The 24,090-nt window shown below is 69.0% G+C and carries 23 protein-coding genes; 20 read left to right on the forward strand and 3 right to left on the reverse strand.

Features of this window, described 5'->3' with window-relative positions:
- Positions 1-22 precede the first annotated feature (22 nt).
- Positions 23-883 carry an OmpA family protein gene (locus AC1RL8_RS11950; RefSeq protein WP_492685430.1) on the forward strand — a complete coding sequence of 287 codons (861 nt, stop codon included), beginning with the start codon at positions 23-25 and terminating at the stop codon, positions 881-883.
- A 2-nt stretch (positions 884-885) separates the two neighbouring features.
- Positions 886-1,323 (forward strand): hypothetical protein, encoded by a 438-nt coding sequence (locus AC1RL8_RS11955; protein ID WP_095947536.1) that lies wholly within the window; start codon positions 886-888, stop codon positions 1,321-1,323.
- A gap of 39 nt (positions 1,324-1,362) precedes the next feature.
- On the opposite strand, the gene AC1RL8_RS11960 is transcribed toward AC1RL8_RS11955, so the two are convergent.
- The 3 genes from AC1RL8_RS11960 to AC1RL8_RS11970 all read right to left on the reverse strand — a co-directional run bounded on the left by AC1RL8_RS11960 (position 1,363) and on the right by AC1RL8_RS11970 (position 3,952).
- Positions 1,363-2,157: a winged helix-turn-helix domain-containing protein gene (locus tag AC1RL8_RS11960; protein WP_492685431.1), complete on the reverse strand. Its 795-nt coding sequence runs from the start codon at positions 2,155-2,157 to the stop codon at positions 1,363-1,365.
- Between the two features lie 3 nt (positions 2,158-2,160).
- Entirely contained in the window at positions 2,161-2,397 is a 237-nt protein-coding gene (locus tag AC1RL8_RS11965) for a hypothetical protein (protein ID WP_095744972.1), read from the reverse strand.
- 733 nt (positions 2,398-3,130) lie between these two features.
- Positions 3,131-3,952, reverse strand: coding sequence for a ferritin-like domain-containing protein (locus tag AC1RL8_RS11970; protein ID WP_070060322.1), 822 nt, complete (start codon positions 3,950-3,952; stop codon positions 3,131-3,133).
- 261 nt (positions 3,953-4,213) lie between these two features.
- Between AC1RL8_RS11970 and alaS the strand changes: the two genes are divergently transcribed.
- The 18 genes from alaS (at position 4,214) to AC1RL8_RS12060 (ending at position 24,078) form a co-directional block, all read left to right on the forward strand.
- The gene (gene alaS, locus AC1RL8_RS11975; protein ID WP_354343347.1) at positions 4,214-6,838 is read left to right on the forward strand and encodes an alanine--tRNA ligase; all 2,625 of its coding nucleotides are present in this window, start codon (positions 4,214-4,216) and stop codon (positions 6,836-6,838) included.
- Between the two features lie 33 nt (positions 6,839-6,871).
- On the forward strand, positions 6,872-7,888 hold the full coding sequence (locus AC1RL8_RS11980) for a 2-dehydropantoate 2-reductase (RefSeq protein WP_492685432.1): 1,017 nt from the start codon (positions 6,872-6,874) through the stop codon (positions 7,886-7,888).
- A 53-nt stretch (positions 7,889-7,941) separates the two neighbouring features.
- The gene (locus AC1RL8_RS11985; RefSeq protein ID WP_159272148.1) at positions 7,942-9,201 is read left to right on the forward strand and encodes a D-amino acid dehydrogenase; all 1,260 of its coding nucleotides are present in this window, start codon (positions 7,942-7,944) and stop codon (positions 9,199-9,201) included.
- Positions 9,202-9,392: 191 nt separating this feature from the next.
- Positions 9,393-10,376 (forward strand): Bug family tripartite tricarboxylate transporter substrate binding protein, encoded by a 984-nt coding sequence (locus AC1RL8_RS11990; RefSeq protein ID WP_492685433.1) that lies wholly within the window; start codon positions 9,393-9,395, stop codon positions 10,374-10,376.
- A 20-nt stretch (positions 10,377-10,396) separates the two neighbouring features.
- The gene (locus tag AC1RL8_RS11995) at positions 10,397-11,212 is read left to right on the forward strand and encodes an SDR family oxidoreductase (RefSeq protein WP_159272147.1); all 816 of its coding nucleotides are present in this window, start codon (positions 10,397-10,399) and stop codon (positions 11,210-11,212) included.
- Between the two features lie 43 nt (positions 11,213-11,255).
- Positions 11,256-11,804, forward strand: coding sequence for a cupin domain-containing protein (locus tag AC1RL8_RS12000; RefSeq protein ID WP_095947543.1), 549 nt, complete (start codon positions 11,256-11,258; stop codon positions 11,802-11,804).
- Between the two features lie 19 nt (positions 11,805-11,823).
- Positions 11,824-12,693, forward strand: a complete 870-nt coding sequence (locus AC1RL8_RS12005; protein WP_492685434.1) for an alpha/beta fold hydrolase — start codon at positions 11,824-11,826, stop codon at positions 12,691-12,693.
- Positions 12,694-12,729: 36 nt separating this feature from the next.
- A complete protein-coding gene (locus AC1RL8_RS12010; RefSeq protein WP_070060330.1) occupies positions 12,730-13,563 on the forward strand; it encodes an IclR family transcriptional regulator in 834 nt (277 codons plus the stop codon).
- A gap of 20 nt (positions 13,564-13,583) precedes the next feature.
- Positions 13,584-14,423 carry an SDR family oxidoreductase gene (locus tag AC1RL8_RS12015; RefSeq protein ID WP_492685435.1) on the forward strand — a complete coding sequence of 280 codons (840 nt, stop codon included), beginning with the start codon at positions 13,584-13,586 and terminating at the stop codon, positions 14,421-14,423.
- 155 nt (positions 14,424-14,578) lie between these two features.
- Positions 14,579-16,270, forward strand: a complete 1,692-nt coding sequence (locus AC1RL8_RS12020; protein WP_492685436.1) for a thiamine pyrophosphate-binding protein — start codon at positions 14,579-14,581, stop codon at positions 16,268-16,270.
- 20 nt (positions 16,271-16,290) lie between these two features.
- On the forward strand, positions 16,291-17,091 hold the full coding sequence (locus tag AC1RL8_RS12025) for an aspartate dehydrogenase (protein WP_062474588.1): 801 nt from the start codon (positions 16,291-16,293) through the stop codon (positions 17,089-17,091).
- A gap of 8 nt (positions 17,092-17,099) precedes the next feature.
- Positions 17,100-18,575 carry an aldehyde dehydrogenase gene (locus AC1RL8_RS12030; RefSeq protein WP_062474590.1) on the forward strand — a complete coding sequence of 492 codons (1,476 nt, stop codon included), beginning with the start codon at positions 17,100-17,102 and terminating at the stop codon, positions 18,573-18,575.
- Positions 18,576-18,588: 13 nt separating this feature from the next.
- The gene (locus tag AC1RL8_RS12035; RefSeq protein WP_095947548.1) at positions 18,589-19,560 is read left to right on the forward strand and encodes a VOC family protein; all 972 of its coding nucleotides are present in this window, start codon (positions 18,589-18,591) and stop codon (positions 19,558-19,560) included.
- A gap of 14 nt (positions 19,561-19,574) precedes the next feature.
- Positions 19,575-20,561 (forward strand): Bug family tripartite tricarboxylate transporter substrate binding protein, encoded by a 987-nt coding sequence (locus AC1RL8_RS12040; RefSeq protein WP_492685706.1) that lies wholly within the window; start codon positions 19,575-19,577, stop codon positions 20,559-20,561.
- Positions 20,562-20,593: 32 nt separating this feature from the next.
- Positions 20,594-21,763, forward strand: a complete 1,170-nt coding sequence (locus tag AC1RL8_RS12045) for an FAD-dependent monooxygenase (protein ID WP_492685437.1) — start codon at positions 20,594-20,596, stop codon at positions 21,761-21,763.
- Positions 21,764-21,797: 34 nt separating this feature from the next.
- A complete protein-coding gene (locus AC1RL8_RS12050; RefSeq protein ID WP_062474598.1) occupies positions 21,798-22,019 on the forward strand; it encodes a recombinase-like helix-turn-helix domain-containing protein in 222 nt (73 codons plus the stop codon).
- An 11-nt stretch (positions 22,020-22,030) separates the two neighbouring features.
- A complete protein-coding gene (locus AC1RL8_RS12055; protein ID WP_492685438.1) occupies positions 22,031-23,074 on the forward strand; it encodes a Rieske 2Fe-2S domain-containing protein in 1,044 nt (347 codons plus the stop codon).
- A gap of 35 nt (positions 23,075-23,109) precedes the next feature.
- Complete coding sequence (locus AC1RL8_RS12060; protein ID WP_492685439.1) at positions 23,110-24,078, forward strand: PDR/VanB family oxidoreductase; 969 nt, start codon at positions 23,110-23,112, stop codon at positions 24,076-24,078.
- The last annotated feature ends 12 nt before the right edge of the window (positions 24,079-24,090 follow it).

Here is a 24,090-nt window from a genome sequence, read left to right on the forward strand (position 1 = left end):
GGAGAGAAAAAGAATGAAGCAGATGAACCGAACCCTGCCCGCCGTCGCACTGGCGGCCTTGCTTGCGGCCCTGCAGGGCTGCGCCTCGCCCGGCGCCGCCATCGACAAGGACGCGCAGGCGCGCGCAGCGGCCGAGAAGCCCGCAGCGCCCAGGCCCGAGGAGTTTCCGGCGCTGGACAGCGCCAAGTGGAAGCAGGGCGCCTTCCCGGGCACCGAGAAGTTCCAGCGCGTGCGCCCCGGCATGGGCAAGGACCAGCTGCGCGAGCTGCTGGGTTGGCCGCACTTCAGCGAAGGCCTGTGGGGCGTGCGCGAGTGGAACTACATCTTCCACTTCTACACGGGCAAGGGCAGCGAGCACGTCACCTGCCAGTACATGGTGCGTTTCAACGGCAGCGAGCTGATGACCGGCGGCTGGTGGAAGAACCCCGACTGCGCCTTGCTCGCGCAGCCGCCGGCGGCCACGCCGATCCCGGCCAGCACCAAGCTGGCGCCGCCGCAGAAGGTCACGCTCAATGCAGATGGCCTGTTCCGCTTCGACGGCGCCTCGCTCACCGACCTGCAGCCCGCAGGGCGCACGCGGCTGGAGCACCTGGCGGTCGAGCTGCGCAACAACTTCCGCTCGCTGCACTACATCGTGGTGACGGGCCACACCGACCGGCTGGGCGGCGACGCCTACAACGAGGCGCTGTCGCTGGAGCGCGCCAACACCGTGCGCGACCTGCTGGTGCAGCAGGGGCTGGACCGCAAGCTGATCCGCACCGCGGGCATGGGCAAGCGCCAGCCGGTGGTGTCCGACTGCGAAGGCAGCCGCAGCACGCCGGCGCTGCTGCAGTGCCTGCAGCCCAACCGGCGCGTCGAGCTCGACATCGCAGGGGAGCAGTGACGATGAACGCGCCTGCTCCCTCGGGGTACCGGATCGCGCTGGTCGATTCCGACGCCTTGCAGCGCGCCTGCACCGGCAACTCGCTGACGGCGCTGGGGGCCGACTTCATTCCCTTCGTGCGCATCGCCGACCTGATCCAGGTGCTGGAGGTGGGCCAGCGCTTCGACGGGGTGATCGTGGGGCTGCACGCCGACGCGCAGAAGACGGTGGCGCGCGTGCCCGCGATGCACCAGGCGGCCGACTGGATGCTGCCGCTGCTGTACCTCACGCACCGCTCGGAGCTGGAGAGCGTGGAGTCGGTGCCGGTCGCGGTGCGCGCGCAGCGTTCCTTCGAGCTGCTGCTGACGCCCGTGTCGAACGAGGACCTGGGCGCCTGGCTGGCGTCGCTGGACGGCCGGCTGAAGCCGGCGCGTCTGATTCGCGTGGGGGCGGACGCCTGACGCGCGCCCGGGGCCCGGCCCGATGCAGGGCCGGGCCTGTCAGCAATTCACGGCAAGGGCGGCATGGCGTGGCCGGCCTCTTCGCGTGAACTCCCTCTCCTTGGTCGGTTCGCGCCCGGGCAACACCGACACCAGCCGGTAGCCCTGCTTGTAGACCGCGCGCAGCTCGTAGCCGTTCTCGGCGCACAGGTCCAGGCGCTTGCGGATGTTGGCCGCGCACACGTCGAGCACGCGCGTGCCTTCATACGGCGTGGTCTTGTCCCAGATCGACTGCCACAGCCACTCGCGCGTGATCACCTGGCCGGCGTTGCGGAAGAGCGTGACGGCGAAGGCGTACTGGCGCGGCTGCAGGCGGATGCGCCGCTCGTGCAGCAGCACCGTGTGGGCCATGTCGAGAAAGCGGTAGGGGCCCCAGCTCGCCGCGCCGAGGCTGGCGGTCTGCGCGGCCTGCCGGGCGCGCAGCAGCAGGGTGCGCATGCGCCAGGCCAGCTCGTTGATGGCGTCGTCGATGCTGGCGCCGTGCAGCTCGATGAAGTCGTCCCAGCCCGGCGCGTCGCGCCAGGGCATGAGCTGCTCCCAGCGCCTGTCGCGCACGATGAGCAGCGTCGGAATGTTCAGCGCCCGGCAGGCGGCGAAGAGGCTGCGCGAAGCCAGCTCGTTCTCGACCACCAGGAGCAGCAGGTCGATCGGCTGGCCGCTGTCCAGCAACGCAAAGAAGTCGCCCGCACTCGAGAACCGCAGGGTGTCGTAGCCCAGGCGGGGCAGGCTGTGCAGCAGTTGGGGTCCGGTGGTGCCTTGCGGGTCGAGCAGGGCCACGCGCGTGGTCACCGGCATGGCTCAGGACGCCTTCTTGCCGTCCCGGACCGCCAGCACCACGATGCCCACGGCGCACGCCGCGAACAGCACGCCCGTCGGCACGGCGCCCAGGGTGCCCATCAGCCAGCCGTACAGGTCGGTCAGCATGGCGATGAGCCGGTTGCCGCGGGTCTGGCGGCTCAGGTCGTTGGCAATGAATGCGTTGAACGACAGCACTGAGAAAACCAGCGCCACAAAGCCAGCCACGATCCACTTCACGATGTTTTGCTCCCTTGGGTCCCCGGCGCGGCGCAGGCTGGCCGCCCGGGTCGTTCGATGCTAGCGGGGGCTTCGGGGTGGGAGTCTGATGAATTCTTTCAGCGCCGTTCGGGGACGGCGGCGGGCGGGTCTCGGCGGGGAAAACGGGCGGGAAAAATATTTTTCCGGGTTTTTTACCTTCACTGCCTCTTTCGCAGGCACCGCGTTGCAGGCCCCGCCAGGCAAGGGTTTCGCGCGCTGCGCACACGGTTTTCCACAACATTGTCCCCATCGGATTGGGAAAACCCGTCATGGCGATGTGGTAGGGCGATGGGCGGCCCGGCGGCGGGCAAAAAAATACCCGCCGGAGCGGGTATCTCGAGGGGCCCCCGAAGGGGCGCGCTCTAAGGCAAACAGAGAGCTCTTCTTTTGCGGCCCTGTTGCGTGACAGCAAGTGCATCCTCGGCGAGGACGCGCGCCCAGCATGTCAGCTGAAAAATGTCGTAACCGTAGGACAAGTTAAAAAGTGTGAAGAATTTGGCACTTTTTCGAGCTTCCGGGGATACCCGCGGATCGCACGATCGTGCAGAACTGTCGGTGTTGTCCGACAAGCCGGGGGCGGCCCGGGCCCTAAATTTTGCGGACTCGCTTCAAGTGCGGGTTCTCTGTGCGTGACAGCAATCCAGAGATTCAGCCCAGCATCGTGCTGGGTTTTTTTTGCGCGTTTCCTGGCGTTTTCTGGGTTTTTGGCTCGTCAGCGCAGGAAGACATGCTCCATGAACTGCCGGATCGGGTACTGGATCACCGTCTGCACCCGGGCCGGCAGCTCCAGCGGGCGCATCAGCATCTTCAGCGTGGCGGCGGGGCTCAGGTGGGTGCGGATGGTGCGGTTCATGTGCGCGCTCAGCTGCTGCACGTAGGCCGCGTCGCCGGCGCGGTGCGGGGCGCGGGCCTGCAGCACGTGGCGGACGGCGCAGTCGGCGTCCTCACTTTTCAGCTCCAGCGTGCGCCGGCCGATGGTGCCCATCACGCGGAAGCGGTTCAGCCGCTCCTGCGCGCGGTAGCGGCGAAAGAACCGGTAGAAGTGCTTGTAGTGGTTGACCTCGTCGGTCGCGATGCGGGTGGCGAGGTCGCGCAGCACCGGCTCGGTGGTGCTGCGGGCCATGGCCCGGTAGTAGGTGGCGGTGCCGGTCTCGACCACGCAGCGGGCGGTCATTTCCAGGGCGCGGGTCGGGGCCAGCAGCTCGACCTTGCAGTAGGTGGCGTATTCGTCGAGAAAGCCGCGGTAGGCGGTTTCCCAGGGAAATTCGGGCCAGACGTGGTCCACGTAGGCGCGCAGGGCCCGGCCGTGCTGCAGCTCTTCCTGCTCCCAGTGGTTCGACAGCCACTCGGTGACCTCGTCGTCGCCCCGGAAGAAATCGACCAGGTTCTGCGTGTACAGGTCGGAGCCGCTCTCGATGAAGGAGGCCGACGCCACCAGGTAGAAGAGGTTCTCGTCCGTGCGCACCTGCTCGCGTGCGATGCGGGAGAAATCGAGGTCTTCGATCTTCCAGTGTTCCGACGCCTGACCCGCCATGCGTGCTCCTTGATTCATGTTGCCGATGAAAACAGGGAAGAAACAGGCTGCAGCCGGGGAGGGCGCGCACCGCTTCAGCCGTCCATATTAGCCCCGGCTCCCGGATCGCGCGTGCGCAAGGCCCGCGGCGGGCCCGGGCACCATGCGCAAACCTATAATCGATTGTTCAAGCAAATCAAGCAGTTAGGCCGGTTCAACGCAGTGGTTTCGACGCAGGGTCGCCATCGCCAGGCCGCCCCCGACAGCAGACGAAATCCAAAGATGAGCCAGCCCACATTCACGGTCGCGGACATCCGCAAGACCTTTCTCGATTTCTTCGCCTCCAAGGGCCACACGGTGGTGCCTTCGAGCTCGCTGGTGCCGGGCAACGACCCGACGCTCATGTTCACGAACTCGGGCATGGTCCAGTTCAAGGACGTGTTCCTCGGCGAAGACAAGCGCCCCTACGTGCGCGCCGCCTCGGTGCAGGCCTGCCTGCGTGCCGGCGGCAAGCACAACGACCTCGAGAACGTGGGCTACACCGCGCGCCACCACACCTTCTTCGAGATGCTGGGCAACTGGAGCTTCGGCGACTACTTCAAGCGCGACTCGCTGAAGTGGGCCTTCGAGCTGCTGACCCAGGTCTACAAGCTGCCGGCCGAGAAGCTCTGGGCCACCGTCTACATCGAGGACGACGAGGCCTACGACATCTGGACCAAGGAAATCGGCCTGCCGCCCGAGCGCGTCGTGCGCATCGGCGACAACAAGGGCGGACGCTACATGTCCGACAACTTCTGGATGATGGCCGACACGGGCCCCTGCGGCCCGTGCTCCGAGATCTTCTACGACCACGGCCCCGAGATCCCCGGCGGCCCGCCCGGCTCGCCCGATGAAGACGGCGACCGCTACATCGAGATCTGGAACAACGTGTTCATGCAGTTTGACATGCAGCCCGACGGCTCGGTCAAGAAGCTGCCCGCACCCTGCGTCGACACCGGCATGGGCCTGGAGCGCCTGGCGGCGATCCTGCAGCACGTGCACAGCAACTACGAGATCGACATCTTCGACGCGCTCATCAAGGCCGCCGGCCGCGAGACCGGCACGCAAGACCTGTCGAACAACTCGCTGCGCGTGATCGCCGACCACATCCGCGCCACCTCCTTCCTGGTGGCCGACGGCGTCATTCCCTCGAACGAAGGCCGCGGCTACGTGCAACGGCGCATCGTGCGCCGCGCCATCCGCCACGGCTACAAGCTGGGCCAGAAGAAGCCCTTCTTCCACAAGCTGGTGCCCGACCTCGTGAAGCTCATGGGCGACGCGTACCCCAAGCTGGTGGCCGACGAGAAACGCATCATCGACACGCTGAAGGCCGAAGAAGAACGCTTCTTCGAAACGCTGGCCAACGGCATGGAAATCCTCGACGCGGCGCTGGCCGGCGATGCCAAGGTGCTGCCGGGCGACGTCGCCTTCAAGCTGCACGACACCTACGGCTTCCCGCTCGACCTGTCGGCCGACGTGTGCCGCGAGCGCGGCCTGAGCGTCGACGAAGCGGGCTTTCACGCCGCGATGGAAAAGCAGAAGGCCGCGGGCCGTGCCGCCGGCAAGTTCAAGATGGACCGCAACGTCGAGTACGCCGGCGCGGGCAACACCTTCACCGGCTACGACCACCTGGAAGAAAACGCCAAGGTCGTCGCGCTGTACCTCGACGGCGTGGCCGTCGACGCGCTGAAAGAAGGCCAGAGCGGCATCGTGGTGCTCGACACCACGCCCTTCTATTCGGAAAGCGGCGGCCAGGTCGGCGACCAGGGCGTGCTCGTGGCCGAAGGCGTGCAGTTCGGTGTCGACGACACGCAGAAGATCAAGGCCGACGTGTTCGGCCACCACGGCACGCAAACGCAAGGCACGCTGAAGGTCGGCGACGCGGTCAAGGCCGCCGTCGACACCGCGCGCCGCGCCGCCACCATGCGCAACCACTCGGTCACCCACCTGATGCACAAGGCCCTGCGCGAAGTGCTGGGCGACCACGTGCAGCAGAAGGGCTCGCTGGTCGACGCCGACAAGACGCGCTTCGACTTCGCGCACAACGCCCCGGTCACGCGCGAGCAGATCCTCGAGATCGAAAAGCGCGTCAACGCCGAGATCCTGGACAACGCGCCCACGCAGGCGCGCGTGATGGACCTCGAATCGGCCCAGAAGACCGGCGCCATGATGCTGTTCGGCGAGAAGTACGGCGAGACCGTGCGCGTGCTCGACATCGGCACCAGCCGCGAACTGTGCGGCGGCACCCACGTGGGCCGCACGGGCGACATCGGCCTGTTCAAGATCGTCAGCGAAGGCGGCGTGGCCGCCGGCGTGCGCCGCATCGAAGCCGTCACGGGCGCCAATGCGCTGTCGTACCTGCAGGACCTCGAGTCGACCGTGCACAGCGTGGCCGCCACGCTCAAGTCGCCGGCCGCCGAGCTGCAGGGCCGTCTCTCGCAGGTGCTGGAGCAGGTCAAGACGCTCGAACGCGAAGTGGGCGCGCTCAAGGGCAAGCTCGCGTCGTCCAAGGGTGACGAGCTCATCGCGCAGGCGGTGGACGTCAACGGCATCAAGGTGCTCGCGGCCAAGCTCGACGGCGCCGACGCCAAGACGCTGCGCGACACCATGGACAAGCTGAAGGACAAGCTGAAGACCGCCGCCATCGTGCTGGCCGCCGTGGACGGCGACAAGGTGCAGATCGCGGCCGGTGTCACGGCCGACAGCATCGCCAAGGTCAAGGCCGGCGAGCTGGTCAACTTCGTGGCCCAGCAGGTCGGTGGCAAGGGCGGCGGCAAGCCCGACATGGCCATGGCCGGCGGCACCGACGCCGCGGGCCTGCCGGCCGCGCTGCAATCGGTGCAGGCCTGGGTTGCCCAACGGACCTGAGGTCCTTTCCGCTCACTACCCACACAGCACTTCATGTCCGACGCGATCCCCGGTGAAGTGCTCGTGATGGGGGCGGGCACCATCGGTTGCTTCATCGGCGGCAGCCTGGCGGCGGCGGGCGTGCCCGTCACCTTCGTTGGCCGTCCGCGCGTGCTCGACAAGCTCGCGCGCCACGGCCTCACGCTCACCGACCTCGACGGCGCCCGGCACAAGCTGGCGGCGCCCACGTTGCGCCTGTGCGAGCAGGTGCCGGTGGGCGCGCGGCCTGCGCTGGTGCTGCTGTGCGTGAAAAGCGGCGCCACCGCCGAGGCGGCGCGCGAACTGGCCTTTGCGCTGCCGGCCGGCACCACGGTGGTTTCGCTGCAGAACGGCATCTCGAACTGCGCCGCCGCCGGGCAGGCCGGCCCGTCGCTCAACATCCGCGCCGGCATGGTGCCGTACAACGTGGCCGAGATCGGCGACGGCGCCTTCCACCGCGGCACGCCCGGCCGGCTGGCCGCGGAAGACGACCCCGCGCTGCGCGACTGGCTGCCCGTGTTCGAGCGCGCCGGCGTGCCGCTCGACTTGCATGCGGACCTGCTGCCGGTGCAGTGGGGCAAGCTGCTGCTCAACCTCAACAACCCGGTCAATGCGCTGTCGGGCCTGCCGCTGCGCGACGAGCTCATGCAGCGCGGCTACCGCCGCTGCTTCGCGGCGCTCATCGATGAAACGCTGGGTGTGCTGCGCACGGGCGGCATCGTGCCCGCGCAGGTGGCGGCCGTGCCGGCGCGGCGCTTGCCGGGCCTGCTGCGGTTGCCCGACTGGCTGTTTCGCATCGTCGCGGCACGCATGCTGCGCATCGATGCCAAGGCGCGCTCGAGCATGGCCGACGACCTGGCCCTGGGCCGCCGCACCGAGATCGACGCGCTCAGCGGCGAGGTGGTGCGGCTCGCGCAGGAGCACGGCCTGAGCGCACCGCGCAACGCGCGCATGGTCGCGCTGCTCGAGGCCTGGCCGCAACAGCCGAAGCGCTGGACGGCGCGCGAACTGCAGGACTCGCTGGGTCTCTGAGCGCCAAGCCTGTACCCTCAGGCCATGGCGGCTTTCAAGAGGGAGGGGTTGTCATGCAGGTCCTGATTCTCGGCAGCGGTGTCATCGGCACCTCGGTGGCGTACTACCTGGCGCGCGCCGGGCACGCGGTGACGGTGCTGGAGCGCCAGCCGGCGCCCGCGCTCGAAACCAGCTTCGGCAACGCGGGCGAAGTCTCGCCCGGCTACTCGGCGCCCTGGGCCGGGCCCGGCGTGCCGGTCAAGGCGATCAAGTGGATGCTCATGCAGCACAGTCCGCTGGTCATCAAGCCGATGCTCGATCCGGCGATGTGGCGTTGGGGCTTGTCGATGCTGCGCAACTGCACGCAGGCGCGCTACGAACTCAACAAGGGCCGCATGGTGCGGCTGGCCGAATACAGCCGCGACTGCCTGAAGGCGCTGCGCGCGGACACCGGCATCCGCTACGACGAGCGCATGCAGGGCACGTTGCAGCTCTTTCGCACGCAGGCACAACTCGACGGCACCGCGAAAGACGTGGAAGTGCTGAAGGCGTCGGGCGTGCCCTACCAGGTGCTCGACCGCGACGGCTGCGTGTTGCATGAGCCCGCGCTCGGCGCCGTGAAGGACAAGTTCGTCGGCGGCCTGCGCCTGCCGGGCGACGAGACCGGCGACTGCTTCAAGTTCACGCAGGCACTGGCCAAGCTCGCGGAGGCCGAGGGCGTGCAATTCAGATTCGGCGTGAACATCCAGGCCATCGAACACGAAGCGGGCAAGGGCGTGACCGCGGTACGCACCGACCAGGGCCCCTTCACCGCCGACCGCTACGTGGTCGCGCTCGGCAGCTACTCGCCCGCGCTGGTGCGCCCGCTGGGCATCGACCTGCCGGTGTACCCGGTCAAGGGCTTCTCGATCACGGTGCCCATCACCGACGCGAGCGGCGCGCCCGAATCCACCGTGATGGACGAGACCTTCAAGGTCGCCGTCACGCGCCTGGGCGATCGCATCCGCGTGGGCGGCACGGCGCAGCTCTCGGGCTTCGACCTGGCGCTCGACGCGCGGCGGCGCGACACGCTCGAACACGTCGTGACCGACCTGTTTCCGCGCGGCGGCCCGGTGCGCGACGCGTCCTTCTGGACCGGCCTGCGCCCCATGACGCCCGACGGCACGCCGGTGATCGGCGCCACCCGCGTGCCCAACCTGCTGCTGAGCACCGGCCACGGCACGCTCGGCTGGACCATGGCGGCCGGCACCGGCCGCGTGATGGCCGACCTGGTTGCGGGCAGGGCGCCCGAAATCGACATGGAAGGCCTGACCGTCGCGCGCTACGGCGGGTAGCCCAACCCCGCTTCCTCCCTCGAAGGGCGGCCCGAAACGGCCGCCCTTTTTCGTGGGCCGCGCACCCCGGCGTCACCTCAACTAGGGTTTTTACCTAGTCATGAAGTTGTCTTCGTCGGTATTCTTGCGGTGTTCCATTAATAAATCGTTGTTTCTTTAGTGAAACAAACCACCGATTCCACGGACCCCCGATGACACACACTCGCCGCCTCGCCATCGCCGCTGCCGTCTCCCTGGCCGCCGCTTGCGCTTCCGGACTCGCCTGGGCAGACACCTACCCCAGCAAGCCGATCACGCTGGTCGTTGCCTATCCGGCGGGTGGCGACACCGACGCCCTGGCGCGCCTGTATGCCGAAAAGCTCTCGGCCCGCGTCGGCCAGCCCGTGGTGGTCGACAACCGCCCCGGTGCTAGCGGCATCATCGGCAGCGCTTTCGTGTCGAAGGCCGCGCCCGATGGCTACACGCTGCTGCTCGCGCCCAGCACCTTCTCGATCGCGCAGCTGGTGCTCAAGACCGGCAGCACCTCGGGCTACGACGTGCTCAACGGCTTCACGCCGATCGTGCAGACCGGCAACCTGCCGCTCTTCCTCGTGGCCAGCGGTGCCAAGGGCTACACCGGCCTGAAGGACGCGGTGGCCGCGGCCAAGGGCGGCAAGTCGCTGAGCTACGCCAGCCCGGGCAGCGGCTCGCCGATGCACATCCTGGGCGAGATGTTCGCCCGCGCCTCGGGCACCAGCCTGGCACACGTGCCCTACAAGGGCGTGGCGCCCGCCGTCAACGACGTGCTCGGCGGCCACGTGCCGGTGACCTTCGTCACGCTCGGCCCGGTGGCGCCGTACATGCCCAACGGCAAGATGGTGCCGCTGGCCGTGGCCTCGCGCGAGCGTTCGCCGCTCGCGCCCAAGGTGCCGACCTTCGCCGAGCTGGGCTACAAGGACGTCGAGCTCACCGCCTGGAACGGCCTGTGGGGCCCGCGCAATCTGCCGCCCGAGATCGTGAAGACGCTCAACGGCCACTTCAACGAGATCCTGAAGATGCCCGACATCGTCGCGCGCATGGCCGTGCTGGGCACCACGCCCGTGGGCGGCGACGCCGACGTGCTGGCCAAGACCAATGCCGCCGACTTCGCGCGCTTCGGCAAGGTCATCAAGGAACTCGGCATCCAGGCCGACTGAACCTCACGGAGACGCCCGTCATGACCGACCTCAAAGCCATCGTCGATCCCTCCAGCCTGCAGGCCCTGCTGGCCGAGATGCCCGCCAACCTGCTGGCCGGCCGCCGCGTGCTCGTGACCGGCGGCGCGCGTGGCCTGGGCCTGGCGTTCGCGCAGTGCGTGGCCGCGGCGGGTGCGAGCGTGGTGCTGGCCGACATCCTCGGCGAGCTGGCCGAGACCGAAGCCCAGGCGCTGCGCGAGGCCGGCCGCACGGCGCACGCGCTGGCCATCGACCTGTCGGACCCGGCCTCCATCGAGGTGGGCGCGGCCGAGGCGGTGCGCCTGCTCGGCGGCCTGGACGGCCTCGTCAACAACGCCGCCATCACCAACTCGGGCGGTCGCGACGCGCACCAGCTCGAGATCGACATGTGGGACCGCGTGATGAACGTCAACGTGCGCGGCAGCTGGCTCATGGGCCGCGCCTGCCGCCCCGCGCTGGCCGCCAGCGGCCGTGGCGCCATCGTCAACCTGGCGTCGGATACGGCGCTGTGGGGCGCGCCCAACCTGCTGGCCTATGCCTCGAGCAAGGGCGCCGTCATCTCCATGACGCGCTCGCTGGCGCGCGAATGGGGCGGCGACAACATCACGGTGAACGCCGTGGCGCCCGGCCTCACGCTGGTCGAGGCCACCGAGTACGTGCCGATGGCGCGCCACCAGAAATACCTCGAAGGCCGCGCCATCCCGCGCGAGCAGCAGGCGGCCGACGTCTGCGGCGCGACCGTGTTCCTGCTGTCCGGCCTGGCGCGCTTCGTCACCGGCCAGCTGCTCGCCGTCAACGGCGGCTTCGCGATGCACTGAACGAGTCACCACCGACCGAATTTCCCGACCAAGGAGTAGACCCATGAGCGATTTGTCCGAACAGCAGAAGATCAACAACAGCGCCGCCAACACCCTGGCGCAGCCCGAGGGCAGCAGCCTGGCCGAGTGGATGAACACCCGCATCGCCCGCTACGAAACCCGCAAGTACGACTGGGACGCGCTGAAGTTCCAGGCCGACTTCGACCCCAAGTTCCGCCGTGCGCAGATGCGCTACGTGGGCACCGGCGGCACCGGTGTCGCGGCCGACACCAACACCGTGCCCTCGGAGCACTTCACCTTCTCGACCATGGTGATCCCGGCCGGCCACGAAGGCCCGCCGCACATCCACACCGACGTGGAAGAGGTGTTCTTCCTGATCCGCGGCAAGCTCAAGGTCGTGATCGAGAAGGACGGCGAGCGCTTCGAAACCATCATGACCGACCGCGACCTGATCTCGGTGCCGCCCGGCGTGTACCGCGAAGAGATCAACATCGGCGACGAAGACGCGCTGATGTGCGTGATGCTCGGCGCCAAGAAGCCCGTCACGCCGACGTACCCCGCCGACCACCCGCTGGCCAAGATCAAGCGCTGAGCGAGCGAGCGAACAGGCCATGAGCACCGTCGACATCTCCGCGCAGACCCTGCCGGCTTCCGAGCTGGCGCGGCTCGACGCGCGCTTTCCGGCCCGCGACGTCGCGGTGGGCGGCGGCGCGGTGGTGTCGGTGCGCGAATGCGGACAGGGCCCGGTCATCGTGTGCCTGCACGGCATCGGCTCGGGCGCGGCCTCGTGGCTCGACACCGCGGCGCTGCTGGCGCCACAGGCGTGCCTCATCGCGTGGGACGCACCGGGCTATGGCCGCTCGACGCCGCTGGCCTCGGCCGCGCCCACCGCCGCCGACTACGCCGCACGCCTTGAAGAAATGCTCGATGCGCTGTCGATCCGCTCCTGCGTGCTTGTCGGCCATTCGCTGGGCGCCATCGTCGCCGCGTCGGCTGCGCGCAGCGAGTCGAGCGCCAGTGAGCGCATCCGCCGCCTCGTGCTCGTGAGCCCCGCCATCGGCTACGGCGCCGCCGCGCGCATCGACGCCCGCGCCAAGGTGCGCGCCGAACGCCTGGCCACGCTCGACGACCTCGGCATTGCCGGCATGGCCGCCAAGCGCGCGGGCCGGCTCGTGTCCGACGGTGCCTCTGAGCACGCCCGCCAGTGGGTGCGCTGGAACATGGCGCGCCTGAACGACCACGGCTACCGCCAGGCCGTCGAGCTGCTGTGCAACGCCGACCTGCTGGCCGACCTGCCGCCGCCGATGCCCGTGCGCGTGGCCTGCGGCGCGCTCGACGTCGTCACGCCGCCCACCGCCTGCGAAGAAGTCGCGCGCCGCTGCGGCGTGCCCCTCGAATTGGTGGACGATGCGGGTCACGCCGGCTATGTGGAACAACCGCAGGCCGTCGCCGCCTTGCTGCGCGAATCGCTCGCCGGCTGACCCGACACGAACAAGACAACCGAGAGGAATTCCAAGATGGCCACCGACAACGAAGTGATGGAAGAGGGCGCGGACCGCTACAACGTGCCCGCGCTGGAGCGCGGCCTGCGCGTGCTGTGCGAGTTCAGCCGCGAGAGCCGCACGCTCTCCGCGCCCGAGCTGGCGCGCCGCTTCGACCTGCCGCGCTCGACCGTCTTCCGCCTGCTCACCACGCTGGAGAACATGGGTTTTCTCGAGCGCGCCGAGGGCGGCCGCGACTACCGCCTGGGCCTGGCCGTGCTGCGCCTGGGCTTCGAATACCTGGCCTCGCTGGAGCTCACGCAGCTGGGCACGCCGCTGCTGAACCGCCTGTGCGACGAGCTGCGCACGCCCTGCAACCTGGTGGTGCGCGACGGCCGCTCGATCGTCTACGTCGCCAAGGTGGCACCGGCCACGCCCTTCGCCAGCTCGGTCACGGTGGGCACGCGCCTGCCGGCCCACGCGACGGTGCTGGGCCGCATCCTGCTCGAAGACCTCACGCTGCCGCAGCTGCGCGCGCTGTACCCCGAAGACAAGCTCGAGACCTTCTCGCCGAGCACGCCCAAGACCGTGAACGAACTCTTCGACATGGTGCAGGCCGACCGCCAGCGCGGCTACGTGCTGGGCGAGGGCTTCTTCGAATCGAACATCTCGACCATCGCCGCGCCGGTGCGCGACCACAGCGGCCACATCGTGGCGGCGCTGGGCGCCACCATCACCTCGGGCCACATCGACGAGAACCGCATGGACGAGATGGTGCAGCGCGTGCGCGGCACCGCCGACGAGATCTCGGGCCTGCTCAATTACTCGCCCGCACGCACCAGCAAGGTGGTACCGCTGCGCAGCGCCTGACGACTGATTTCAGATCGACCATGACGACCTTCGCCCCTTCCTCCTCCTTCTTCGCCGCCGACGCACTGGCCGGCCGCGTGGCCGTGGTCACGGGCGGGTCGTCGGGCATCGGCCTGGCCACCGTCGAGCTGCTGCTGGGCTGCGGCGCCGCCGTGGCGCTGTGCGGTCGCAACGCCGAACGGCTCGATGCCGCCGTGGCCGGCCTGCGCGCGCAGTATCCGGATGCCAAGCTGTTCGCGCAGACCTGCGACGTGCTCGACGCCGCCTCGGTGCGCGCCTTCGCCGCCGCCAGCGAGGCCGCGCTCGGCTCGGCCTCGATGCTGGTCAACAACGCAGGGCAGGGGCGTGTCTCCACCTTCGCCGACACCGACGACGCGGCCTGGATGCAAGAGCTGAACCTGAAGTTCTTCTCGGTCATCCACCCGACGCGCGCTTTCCTGCCGCAGCTCACGGCGCAGCGCGCGGTGCTGGGCGATGCCGCCATCGTCTGCGCCAACTCGCTGCTGGCACGCCAGCCCGAGCCGCACATGGTCGCCACCTCGGCCGCGCGCGCGGGCCTGTTGAACCTCGTGCGCTCCATGGCCACCGAGTTCGCGCCGCAGGGTGTGCGCGTCAACGGCATCCTGATCGGCCTGGTCGAGTCGGGCCAGTGGCGCCGCCGCTTCGAGGCACGCGAAGACAAGTCGCAGGACTGGGCCGCCTGGAGCCGCCAGCTCGCCACCACCAAACACATCCCGCTGGGTCGCCTGGGGCTTCCGACCGAAGCCGCGCGCGCGATCCTTTTCCTTGCTTCACCGCTCGCGTCGTACACGACCGGCAGCCACATCGACATCTCCGGAGGCCATTCCCGCCATGCGTGAGCCCACCCCCAGCCTTGCCCACTTCGTGTGGCTTCTGCACCCCCTCAAGGGGGCAACACCAGCGGCCCGGCAAAGCCGGTTCCGCGGTGTTCCCCGCCTCGGCTGCGCTGATATCCGCGAGTGCGCCATCCAATCAAGTTACAGGGCTATCTGAAATGAAAACGAACCAAGTTACGGTCGGCGCCGTCGTCGCCGCGTTCCTCGAGCAGTGCGGCGTCAAGGCAGCCTTCGGCGTGATCTCGATCCACAACATGCCGATCCTCGATGCCTTCGCGCAGCGCGGCACGGTGCGCTTCATCTCGGCGCGCGGCGAAGCCGGCGCGGGCAACATGGCGGACGCCTATGCACGCTCCACCGCCAGCCTGGGCGTGTGCATCACCAGCACCGGCCCGGCCGCGGGCAACATCGCGGGCAGCATGGTCGAGGCACTGACGGCCGGCGCGCCGCTTTTGCACATCACCGGCCAGATCGAGACGCCGTACCTGGACAAGGGCATGTCGTACATCCACGAAGCGCCCGACCAGCTCACCATGCTCAAGGCGGTGTCGAAGGCCGCGCTGCGCGTGCGCAGCGTCGAGACGGTGCTGGGCACGCTCAAGCGCGCGGTGCAGCTCGCCATGACGGCGCCGACCGGCCCGGTGAGCGTGGAGATTCCGATCGACATCCAGTCGGCGCTCACGACCATGCCGGCCGACCTGTCGCCGCTGCCCATCGAGCGCCCCGTGCCTTCGGCCGCCGGCCTCGATGCACTGGCCGCGCGCCTGGCCACGGCCAAGCGTCCGCTGCTGTGGGTCGGTGGCGGTGCCCGCCATGCGCGCAGTGCGATCCAGCGCCTGCAGAAGCTGGGCTTCGGCGTGGTCACGACCACGCAGGGCCGCGGCACGGTGCCCGAGGACGACGCCGGCTCGCTCGGCGCCTACAACATCCAGAAGCCCGTCGAGGCCTTCTATCAAACCTGCGACGCGATGCTCGTGGTCGGTTCGCGCCTGCGTGGCAACGAGACGCTCAAGTACGAACTGAAGCTGCCGCGCCCGCTGTACCGCATCGACGCCGATGCCGCCGCCGAAGGCCGCTGCTACGCGTCCGAGGCCTTTGTCTGCGGCGATTCCGCGCTGGCCCTCGACGGCCTGGCCGACCGCCTCGAAGCCGCGAAGTACCAGGCCGACCCGCAGCTGCTGGTCGACCTGCGCGCCGCGCACGACCAGGCCGTGGCCACGCTGCGCGACGGCCTCGGCCCGTACGCCGAACTCGTGCGCCAGCTGCAGTCGGTGGCCGGCCGCAAGTTCAACTGGGTGCGCGACGTCACGGTGTCCAACAGCACCTGGGGCAACCGCGAGCTGCGCGTGTTCGAACCCAGCGCCGGCGTGCACGCCACGGGCGGCGGCATCGGCCAGGGCATGCCCATGGCCATCGGCGCGGCCATCGGCGCGGCGGTTACGGGCTCGGGCCGCAAGACCTTCTGCCTGGCCGGCGACGGCGGCTTCATCCTGAACCTGGGCGAGCTGGCCTGCATGGTGCAGGAGAAGGCGCCCATGGTCATCGTGCTCATGAACGACAAGAGCTACGGCGTGATCAAGAACATCCAGGACGCGCAGTACGGCGGCCGCCAGTGCTACGCCGAGCTGCACACGCCCGACTACGACCTGCTGTGCAAGTCGATCGCGCTGCCGCACGCCCGCGTGAAAGACCTGGCCGACCTGCCGGCCCAGCTCGACCAGGCGCTCGCCGCCGACGGCCCGTTCCTGCTGGAGATCGACATGCTGTCGATCGGCGGCTTCAAGACCAGCTTCGCCGGCCCGCCGACCAACACGGTCACGCAGATTCCCGCGCTCGGCGCGGCCAAGTGAGTGAACGCGGAGCCCCACGCATGACCACCGCCATCACGCGCATCGCCCTTGTCGGCTGCGGAGCCATCGGCACCTCGGTGCTCGAACTGCTGCGCGGCGACCCCGCCCTGAAGGTGGTGGCCATCGTCGTGCCGGCCGAAGGCATCGCTGCCGCGCAGAAGGTCGCCCCCGACGCGCAGGTGGGCAGCGCCGTGCCCGCCGACGGCATCGACCTCGTGGTCGAGACCGCCGGCCATGCCGCCATCGAAGAGCACGTGCTGCCCGCGCTGGCGCGCGGCACGCCTTGCGTGGTGGCCTCGGTGGGCGCGCTGTCGGCCACGGGCTTCGCCGAGAAGCTCGAAGCCGCCGCCGTCGCCGGCCGCACGCAGGTGCAGCTGATTCCCGGCGCCATCGGCGGCATCGACGCGCTGGCCGCGGCCCGCATCGGCGGCCTGGACAGCGTGCGCTACACGGGCCGCAAGCCGCCGCAGGCCTGGAAGGGCACACCGGCCGAGCAGGGCCGCAACCTGGACACGCTGGCCCACGAAACCGTGATCTTCGAAGGCAGCGCGCGCGAAGCGGCCTTGCTCTATCCGAAGAACGCCAACGTGGCGGCCACCGTGTCGCTCGCGGGCCTGGGCCTGGACCAGACGCTGGTGCGCCTCATTGCCGACCCGGCCACCACCGAGAACGTGCACACCGTCGAAGCCGAAGGCGCCTTCGGCAGCTTCGCGCTGACCATGCGCAACAAGCCGCTCGCGGCCAACCCCAAGACCTCGGCCCTGACCGTGTACAGCGCCGTGCGCGCGCTGCGCAACCGCGTCGCGGCCCTTGCCATCTGAGCCACCCCATGATCTCCACCGAACTCCTTCCGATCTGCATCGCCGGCGAATGGCGCCTGGGCGGCGGCGACGTCTACGAAAGCCTGTACCCGGCCACCGGCGAGCCCATCGCGCGCCTGAAGGCCGCGAGCCTGGCCGATGTCGAAGAAGCCATCACGCGCGCCGACCACGCCTTTCGCACCAGCGGCTGGGCCCAGCGCCTGCCGCACGAGCGCGCCGCCGTGCTGCACCGCGTGGCCCAGCTGATCCGCGAAGAGGGCGAGTCGCTCGCGCAGAAGCAGCGCCTGGACAACGGCAAGCCGATCAGCGAAACCCGCAACCTCGTGGCCAGCGCCGCGGGCACCTTCCAGTTCTTCGCCGCCGCGCTCGAGACGCTCGAAGAAACCATCACCCCCTCGCGCGGTGCCTTCGTCACGATGAGCGTGCACGAGCCCATGGGCGTGGTCGCGGCCATCACGCCGTGGAACTCGCCGATTGCGAGCGAAGCCCAGAAGTTGGCGCCCGCGCTGGCCGCCGGCAACGCGGTGGTCGTGAAGCCCGCCGAAGTCACGCCGCTCATGGCGCTGGAACTGGCGCGCATCTGCGAGCTGGCCGGCGTGCCCAAGGGCATCGTGAGCGTGCTGCCGGGCAAGGGCTCGGTGATCGGCGACGCGATCACCAAGCACCCGCTGGTCAAGCGCGTGTCGTTCACCGGCGGCACCACCACCGGCAAGCACATCGCCCACATCGCGGCCGACAAGATGATGCCGGTGTCGCTCGAGCTCGGCGGCAAGTCGCCCACCATGGTGCTCGACGACGCCGACCTCGACCATGCGGTGAACGGCGTGCTGTACGGCATCTTCAGTTCGTCGGGCGAGTCGTGCATCGCGGGCTCGCGCCTGTTCGTGGCGCGCGGCATCTACGACGAGTTCCTGACGCGGCTGGCCGAAGGCGCCAATGCGCTGCGCGTGGGCGACCCGGCCTCGGAGCGCACGCAGATGGGCCCGCTCATCACGGCCAAGCACCGCGAAGGCATTGAGCGTTACGTGGACCTGGGCGTGTCCGAGGGCGGGCGCATCCGCACGGGCGGCGTGCGCCCGCACGGCGCCGACTACGACAAGGGCTACTTCTACCAGCCGACCATCCTCGAAGGCCTGACCAACAACGCCCGCATCAGCCAGGAAGAAATCTTCGGCCCGGTGCTGGTCGCGATGCCCTTCGACAACGAAGAAGAACTGATCGCGCAGGCCAACGACAGCGTCTACGCGCTGGCCGCCGGCGTGTGGAGCCGCGACTTCAAGCGCGCCTGGAAGCTGGGCCGCGCGGTGCAGGCCGGCACGGTCTGGGTCAACACCTACAAGCAGTTCTCGGTCTCGACGCCGTTCGGCGGCTGGCGCGACAGCGGCCTGGGCCGCGAGAAAGGCCGCGAAGGCATCTTCCAGTACATGGAGCAAAAGAGCATGTACTGGGGCACCAATGAACAACCGCTCCCGTGGGCGAACTGAACAGGAGCACACGATGAGCGTACTTGGCATCGACCAGATCACCTACGGCGCGGACGACCTGCCCGCCTGCCGCCAGTTCTTCCAGGACTGGGGCCTTTCACTCGTGTCCGAAGCCGCCGATGAACTCGTCTTCGAGTGCCTCAACGGCTGCAAGGTGGTCGTTGCGGCGTGGGACAAGCCCGGCCTGCCGCCCGCGATGGAAGAGGGCCCGACGCTGCGCGAAGTGGTGTGGGGCGTGGAAAGCGACGCCGACCTGGACCGCTACGCCGCCGCCATCGCGCAAGACCCGGCCTTCACCGACACCACGGTCGACGGCGCGCGCCGCATCGGCTGCACCGACCCCAACGGCCTGGCCGTGCGTCTGCAGGTGAGCCGCAAGCGCGCGGTCGAGGTCGACTGCGGCGCCATGAACACCTGGAACGCCAAGCCGCGCGTGAACCAGCCTGCACCCATTTACGAACGCGCCACGCCGATCGAGGTGGGCCACGTCGTGTTCTTCGTGAGCGACGTGAAGGGCACGAGCGCGTTCTATGCGCAGCGCTTCGGCTTCGTGTCGTCCGACGGCTATCCGAACCGCGGCGCCTTCATGCGCTGCGCGCCCGAAGGCGGCCACCACGACCTGTTCCTGCTGCAGATCCCGTCGGGCAAGCGCGGGCTCAACCACGTGGCCTTCACCGTGCGCGACATCCACGAGGTGTTCGGCGGCGGCCTGCATTTCTCGCGCTGCGGCTGGGACACCCAGCTGGGCCCGGGCCGTCACCCGGTGTCTTCCGCGTACTTCTGGTACTTCAAGAACCCGGCCGGCGGCCTCATCGAGTACTACGCCGACGAAGACCAGCTCACCGCCGACTGGCAGCCGCGCGAGTTCGAACCCGGCCCGACCGTGTTCGCCGAATGGGCCGTCGATGGCGGCCTCGATGGCCACACGCGTCGCCAGAAGAACGCGGAAGGCCCGAAAGGTGCTTTCCTGACCGAGAAGAAATGAACCCGGTGACCCTCATGCAACGACGTTTTTCTTTCTCCCTGCTGGCCGCCGCGGCGCTGGCCATCGCCTTGCCCGCGCACGCACAGAGCGATGCGCACAAGCAGCTGTCGAGCGACCGCTTCACCATCGTCTCGCCGTTCCCGCCCGGCGGCCCGGTCGACACGCTGGCCCGCATCCTGTCGGACGGCCTGGCCAAGCGCTACGGCCAGGCGGCCGTGGTCGAGAACATGGTGGGCGCGGCCGGCAACATCGGCATCGACAAGGTCAAGCGTGCGAAGGGCGACGGCCACACGCTGCTCGTGGTGCCGGCCGGCAACCTCACGATCAACCCGACGCTGATGCCGAACTTCCCGTTCAACATCGAGAAGGACTTCGTGCCCGTCACCATGCTCGCCAAGGCGCCCAACGTGCTGGTGGCCGCGCCGGCCTCGGGCATCAAGAGCGCGAAGGAACTCGTGGCGATGGCCAAGGCCAAGCCCAACACGCTGTCGTATGCCTCGCCGGGCGTGGGCAGCGGCCTGCACCTGGCGGGCGAGCTGTTCAAGCAGCAGGCCGGCATCGACCTGCTGCACGTGCCCTACAAGGGCACGGCACCCGCGCTCAACGACGTGCTCGGCGGCTCGGTGCCGCTGATGTTCAGCAACCTGCCCGCGACCATGCCGTTCATCAAGAACGGCAAGCTCATTGCGCTGGGCGTGACCGAGGCCAAGCGCAGCGCCGCCGCACCCGACATTCCCACGCTGGCGGAGCAGGGCATCCAGGGCGTCGCCGTGACCTCGTGGTATGGCCTGCTGGCCCCCAAGGGCACGCCGCCCGCGGTGGTCGAGCAGCTCGCCAAGGACGCGGCCGAGATGCTGGCCCAGCCCGACGTGCGCGAACGCCTGAAGGCGCAGGGCATGACCGATGCGGCCATGAAGCCCGCCGAGTTCGCTGCCCACATCCGCGATGAGACGGCCGTCTGGGCCCGGATCATCAAGGCCCGCAACATCGTGGCCGAGTGAGCCATCCCCAAGAACAAAGAGAGACAGAGACCATGCAGACAAGCGAATCCACCATCGGCATCGTCGGTGCCGGCATCGGCGGCCTGGTCGCCGCCATCGCACTGCGCCGCGCGGGGCACGACGTGGTCGTGTTCGAACAGGCCAAGCAGTTCGCCCGCGTCGGCGCCGACATCAACCTCACGCCGAACGCCGTGCGCGCACTCGACGGCCTGGGCGTGGGCGACGCCGCCCGCGTGACGGCGGCCCGCCCGTCGCACCGCATCAGCCGCACCTACGACAGCGGCGAAGAAACCTCGCGCCTCGAAATGGCCGACTCGGCCGAGCAGCGCTACGGCGCGCCGCAGCTCACCATCCACCGCGCCGACCTGCTGGCCGCGCTGGCCGACATGTTCCCGGCCGAGCGCGTGGCGCTGGGCAAGCGCGCCGAGGCCATCGCGGCCGACGGCCAGGGCGTGACCCTGTCGTTCAGCGACGGCACCAGCGCTCGCGTGGGCGCGCTCATCGGTGCCGACGGCATCCACTCGGGTGTGCGCACCGCGATGTTCGGCGCCGAGAGCCCGCGCTTCACGGGCATCGTCGCCTACCGCGCCGTGGTGCCCGCCGAGCGCGTGGCCGGAGTGCCCAACCTGGGCGCCTTCACCAAGTGGTGGGGCCCGAACCCGCAGAGCCAGATCGTCACCTTCCCGCTGAACCGCGGCAAGGACATCTTCATCTTCGCGACCACACCGCAGGACACCTGGCACCTCGAGTCGTGGACCGCGCCGGGCAGCGTCGACGAGTTGCGCGAGCAGTACGTGGCCTACCACCCCGAGGCGCGCGCGCTGCTCGACGCCTGCGACACGGTGCTGAAGACCGCGCTGTACGAGCGCGACCCCATGCCCGCCTGGGCGCAGGGCCGCATGGCGCTGCTGGGCGATGCCGCGCATCCGATGCTGCCCTTCATGGCACAGGGCGCTGGCATGGCGATCGAAGACGCCGTGGTGCTGTCGCGCCACCTCGATGGCGTGGCCATGGCCGGCATTCCCGCCGCGCTGCAGGCCTACCAGACCGCGCGTATCGAGCGCGCCAGCCAGGTGCAGCTCGGCTCGCGCGGCAACAACTGGCTGCGCGAAGGCGGCAACGCCGACTGGGTGTACGCCTACGACGCCTGGGCCGTGCCGCTGGGCGTGCCGGCGCAGGGCGCTGTCGCTGCTACTGCCTGACCCCTTTTTCTCCCTCGCTCCACGGAGGCTCACGATGCAACAAGACCGCTTTCTCCAACCGCACCAGGCGCGCCAGCGCCCCGCGACCACCTACGAAGACCTGCTGGGCGACGTGATCGAACGCGCCTACGCCGACGGCATCCACGACCTGCCGGGCCTGGTGCAACGCCTGAACGACAGCGGCCTGGCCACGCCGGGCGGCCTCGCATGGACCGAGGCGCTGTACCGCAAGGAAATGGCCACGCTGGCCGCCTGAGGAGAACCACCATGACCATCGCCATCCATCCCGTTCCCGCCGATCCGGTCGATCACCTGCTCGAGATCGGCCTGAAGGACCTCTGGTACCCGATCTGCCCCTCGCACTTCATCAAGGAGAACCCCATCTCCTTGCGCCGCCTCGGCCGCAAGATCGCGCTGTGGCGCGACGGCGAAGGCGTGCTGCACGCGCTGGAAGACCGCTGCCCGCACCGCGGCGCGCCGCTGTCGCAGGGCGTGGTGCTGGGCGACCGGCTCTCGTGCCCGTACCACGGCGTCGAAGTGCGCCACGACGGCGTGGTCACGCGCGTGCCCGGCAGCCCGGGCTGCAAGCTCGAAGGCTCGCGCGCCACGCGCCACTTCCACGTGCAGGAGCGCGCGGGCGCGGTGTTCCTCTACAACGGGAAGGAGTCGGTCGACGTGCCGCCGCCGCTGGTGCTGCCCGAGCAGCTGACCGACGAGGCCGAGTATTCGAACTTCCTGTGCTACACGGAGTGGAAGGGCGACTACCGCTACGTGCTGGACAACGTGATGGACCCGATGCACGGCACCTACCTGCACAAGCAGTCGCACTCGATGGCCGAGGGCGACTCCAGCGCCAAGTTCGGCGTGCGCCCGACCGACATCGGCTTCGTGTTCGAGAAGGAAGGCCAGCGCAACGTCAACTTCGACTGGACCGAGTGGGCCGACACCGGCATCCACTGGATGCGCCTGGAGATTCCGTACCCGAAGACCGGCGGCCCCGGCGGCAACTTCATCATCATCGGCGCCTTCTCGCCCATGGCCAACGGCATGACCGCCACCTTCTTCTGGCGCGCACGCAAGCTGGCGCCGGGCTGGGAGCGCGACACCTGGCGCTTCCTCTACAAGAACCGCCTCGAGGCGCGCCACTGGCACGTGCTGGAGCAAGACCGCGTGATGCTCGAAGAGATGGAAGCCGACGCCAACCAGCACGAGAACCTGTACCAGCACGACCTGGGCATCGTCCGTCTGCGTCGCCACATGCGCAACCTCGCGCAGGCACAGCTGGCGCAAGCCGAGGCCGCCACGGCCTGAACTGCAAGCAAGTACGTAAGCAAGCGAGCATCGCCATGTCTTCTCCCACGCTGAACGCCCTCGTGCACACCATGCGCTACGAGGCCGACGGCATCGTCAGCGTCGAGTTCCGGCCGGCCACGCCGGCGGTGGACTTTCCCGCCTTCGAGGCCGGCTCCCACATCGACCTGCACCTGCCCAACGGGCTGGTGCGCAGCTACTCGCTGTGCAACCCCTCGAGCGACCGCCAGCGCTACGTGGTGGGCGTGCTCAACGACCGCAAGAGCCGCGGCGGCTCGCGCTACGTGCACCAGCAGCTGCGCGTGGGCATGACGCTGCCCATCTCGGCGCCGCGCAACAACTTCAAGCTGGAAGAGGGCGCCGAGCGCTCGGTGCTCGTGGCCGGCGGCATCGGCGTGACGCCCATCTGGTGCATGCTGCAGCGGCTCATCGCCATCGGCAAGCCGGTCGAAATCGTCTACTGCGCGCGCACCCGCAAGGAAGCCGCCTTCTGCGACGCCATCGAAGCGCTGGCCACCGAGAAGTCGGTGCAGCTCACCTGGCACTTCGACGACGAGAAGGGCGCACCGCCCGACCTCGCATCGATGCTGGCCGGCAAGGGCGCCACCAGCCACTACTACTGCTGCGGCCCCACGCCGATGCTCGACGCCTTCGAAAAGAGCTGCGAGCAACTGGGCTACGCCAACGCCCACATCGAACGCTTCGCCGCCGTGCATGTGGAGGCGCACTGCACCACGCAGACCTGCGTGGTGCAGTGCGCCAAGAGCGGCAAGAGCGTCGAGGTGCCTCCGGGCAAATCGATTCTCGACAGCCTGATCGACGCTGGCCTCAACCCCGACCACAGCTGCAAGGAAGGCGTCTGCGGCGCCTGCGAAACGGCGGTGCTCGAGGGCGAAGTCGATCACCACGACGGCATCCTCACCAAGATCGAACGTGCGTCCAACAAGACCATGATGATCTGCGTCTCTCGCTGCAAGGGCGAGCGGCTGGTGCTGGATATCTGAGCAACAAGGCCA

It is taken from the genome of Variovorax sp. GW822-FHT04E09 (genome assembly GCF_058800845.1).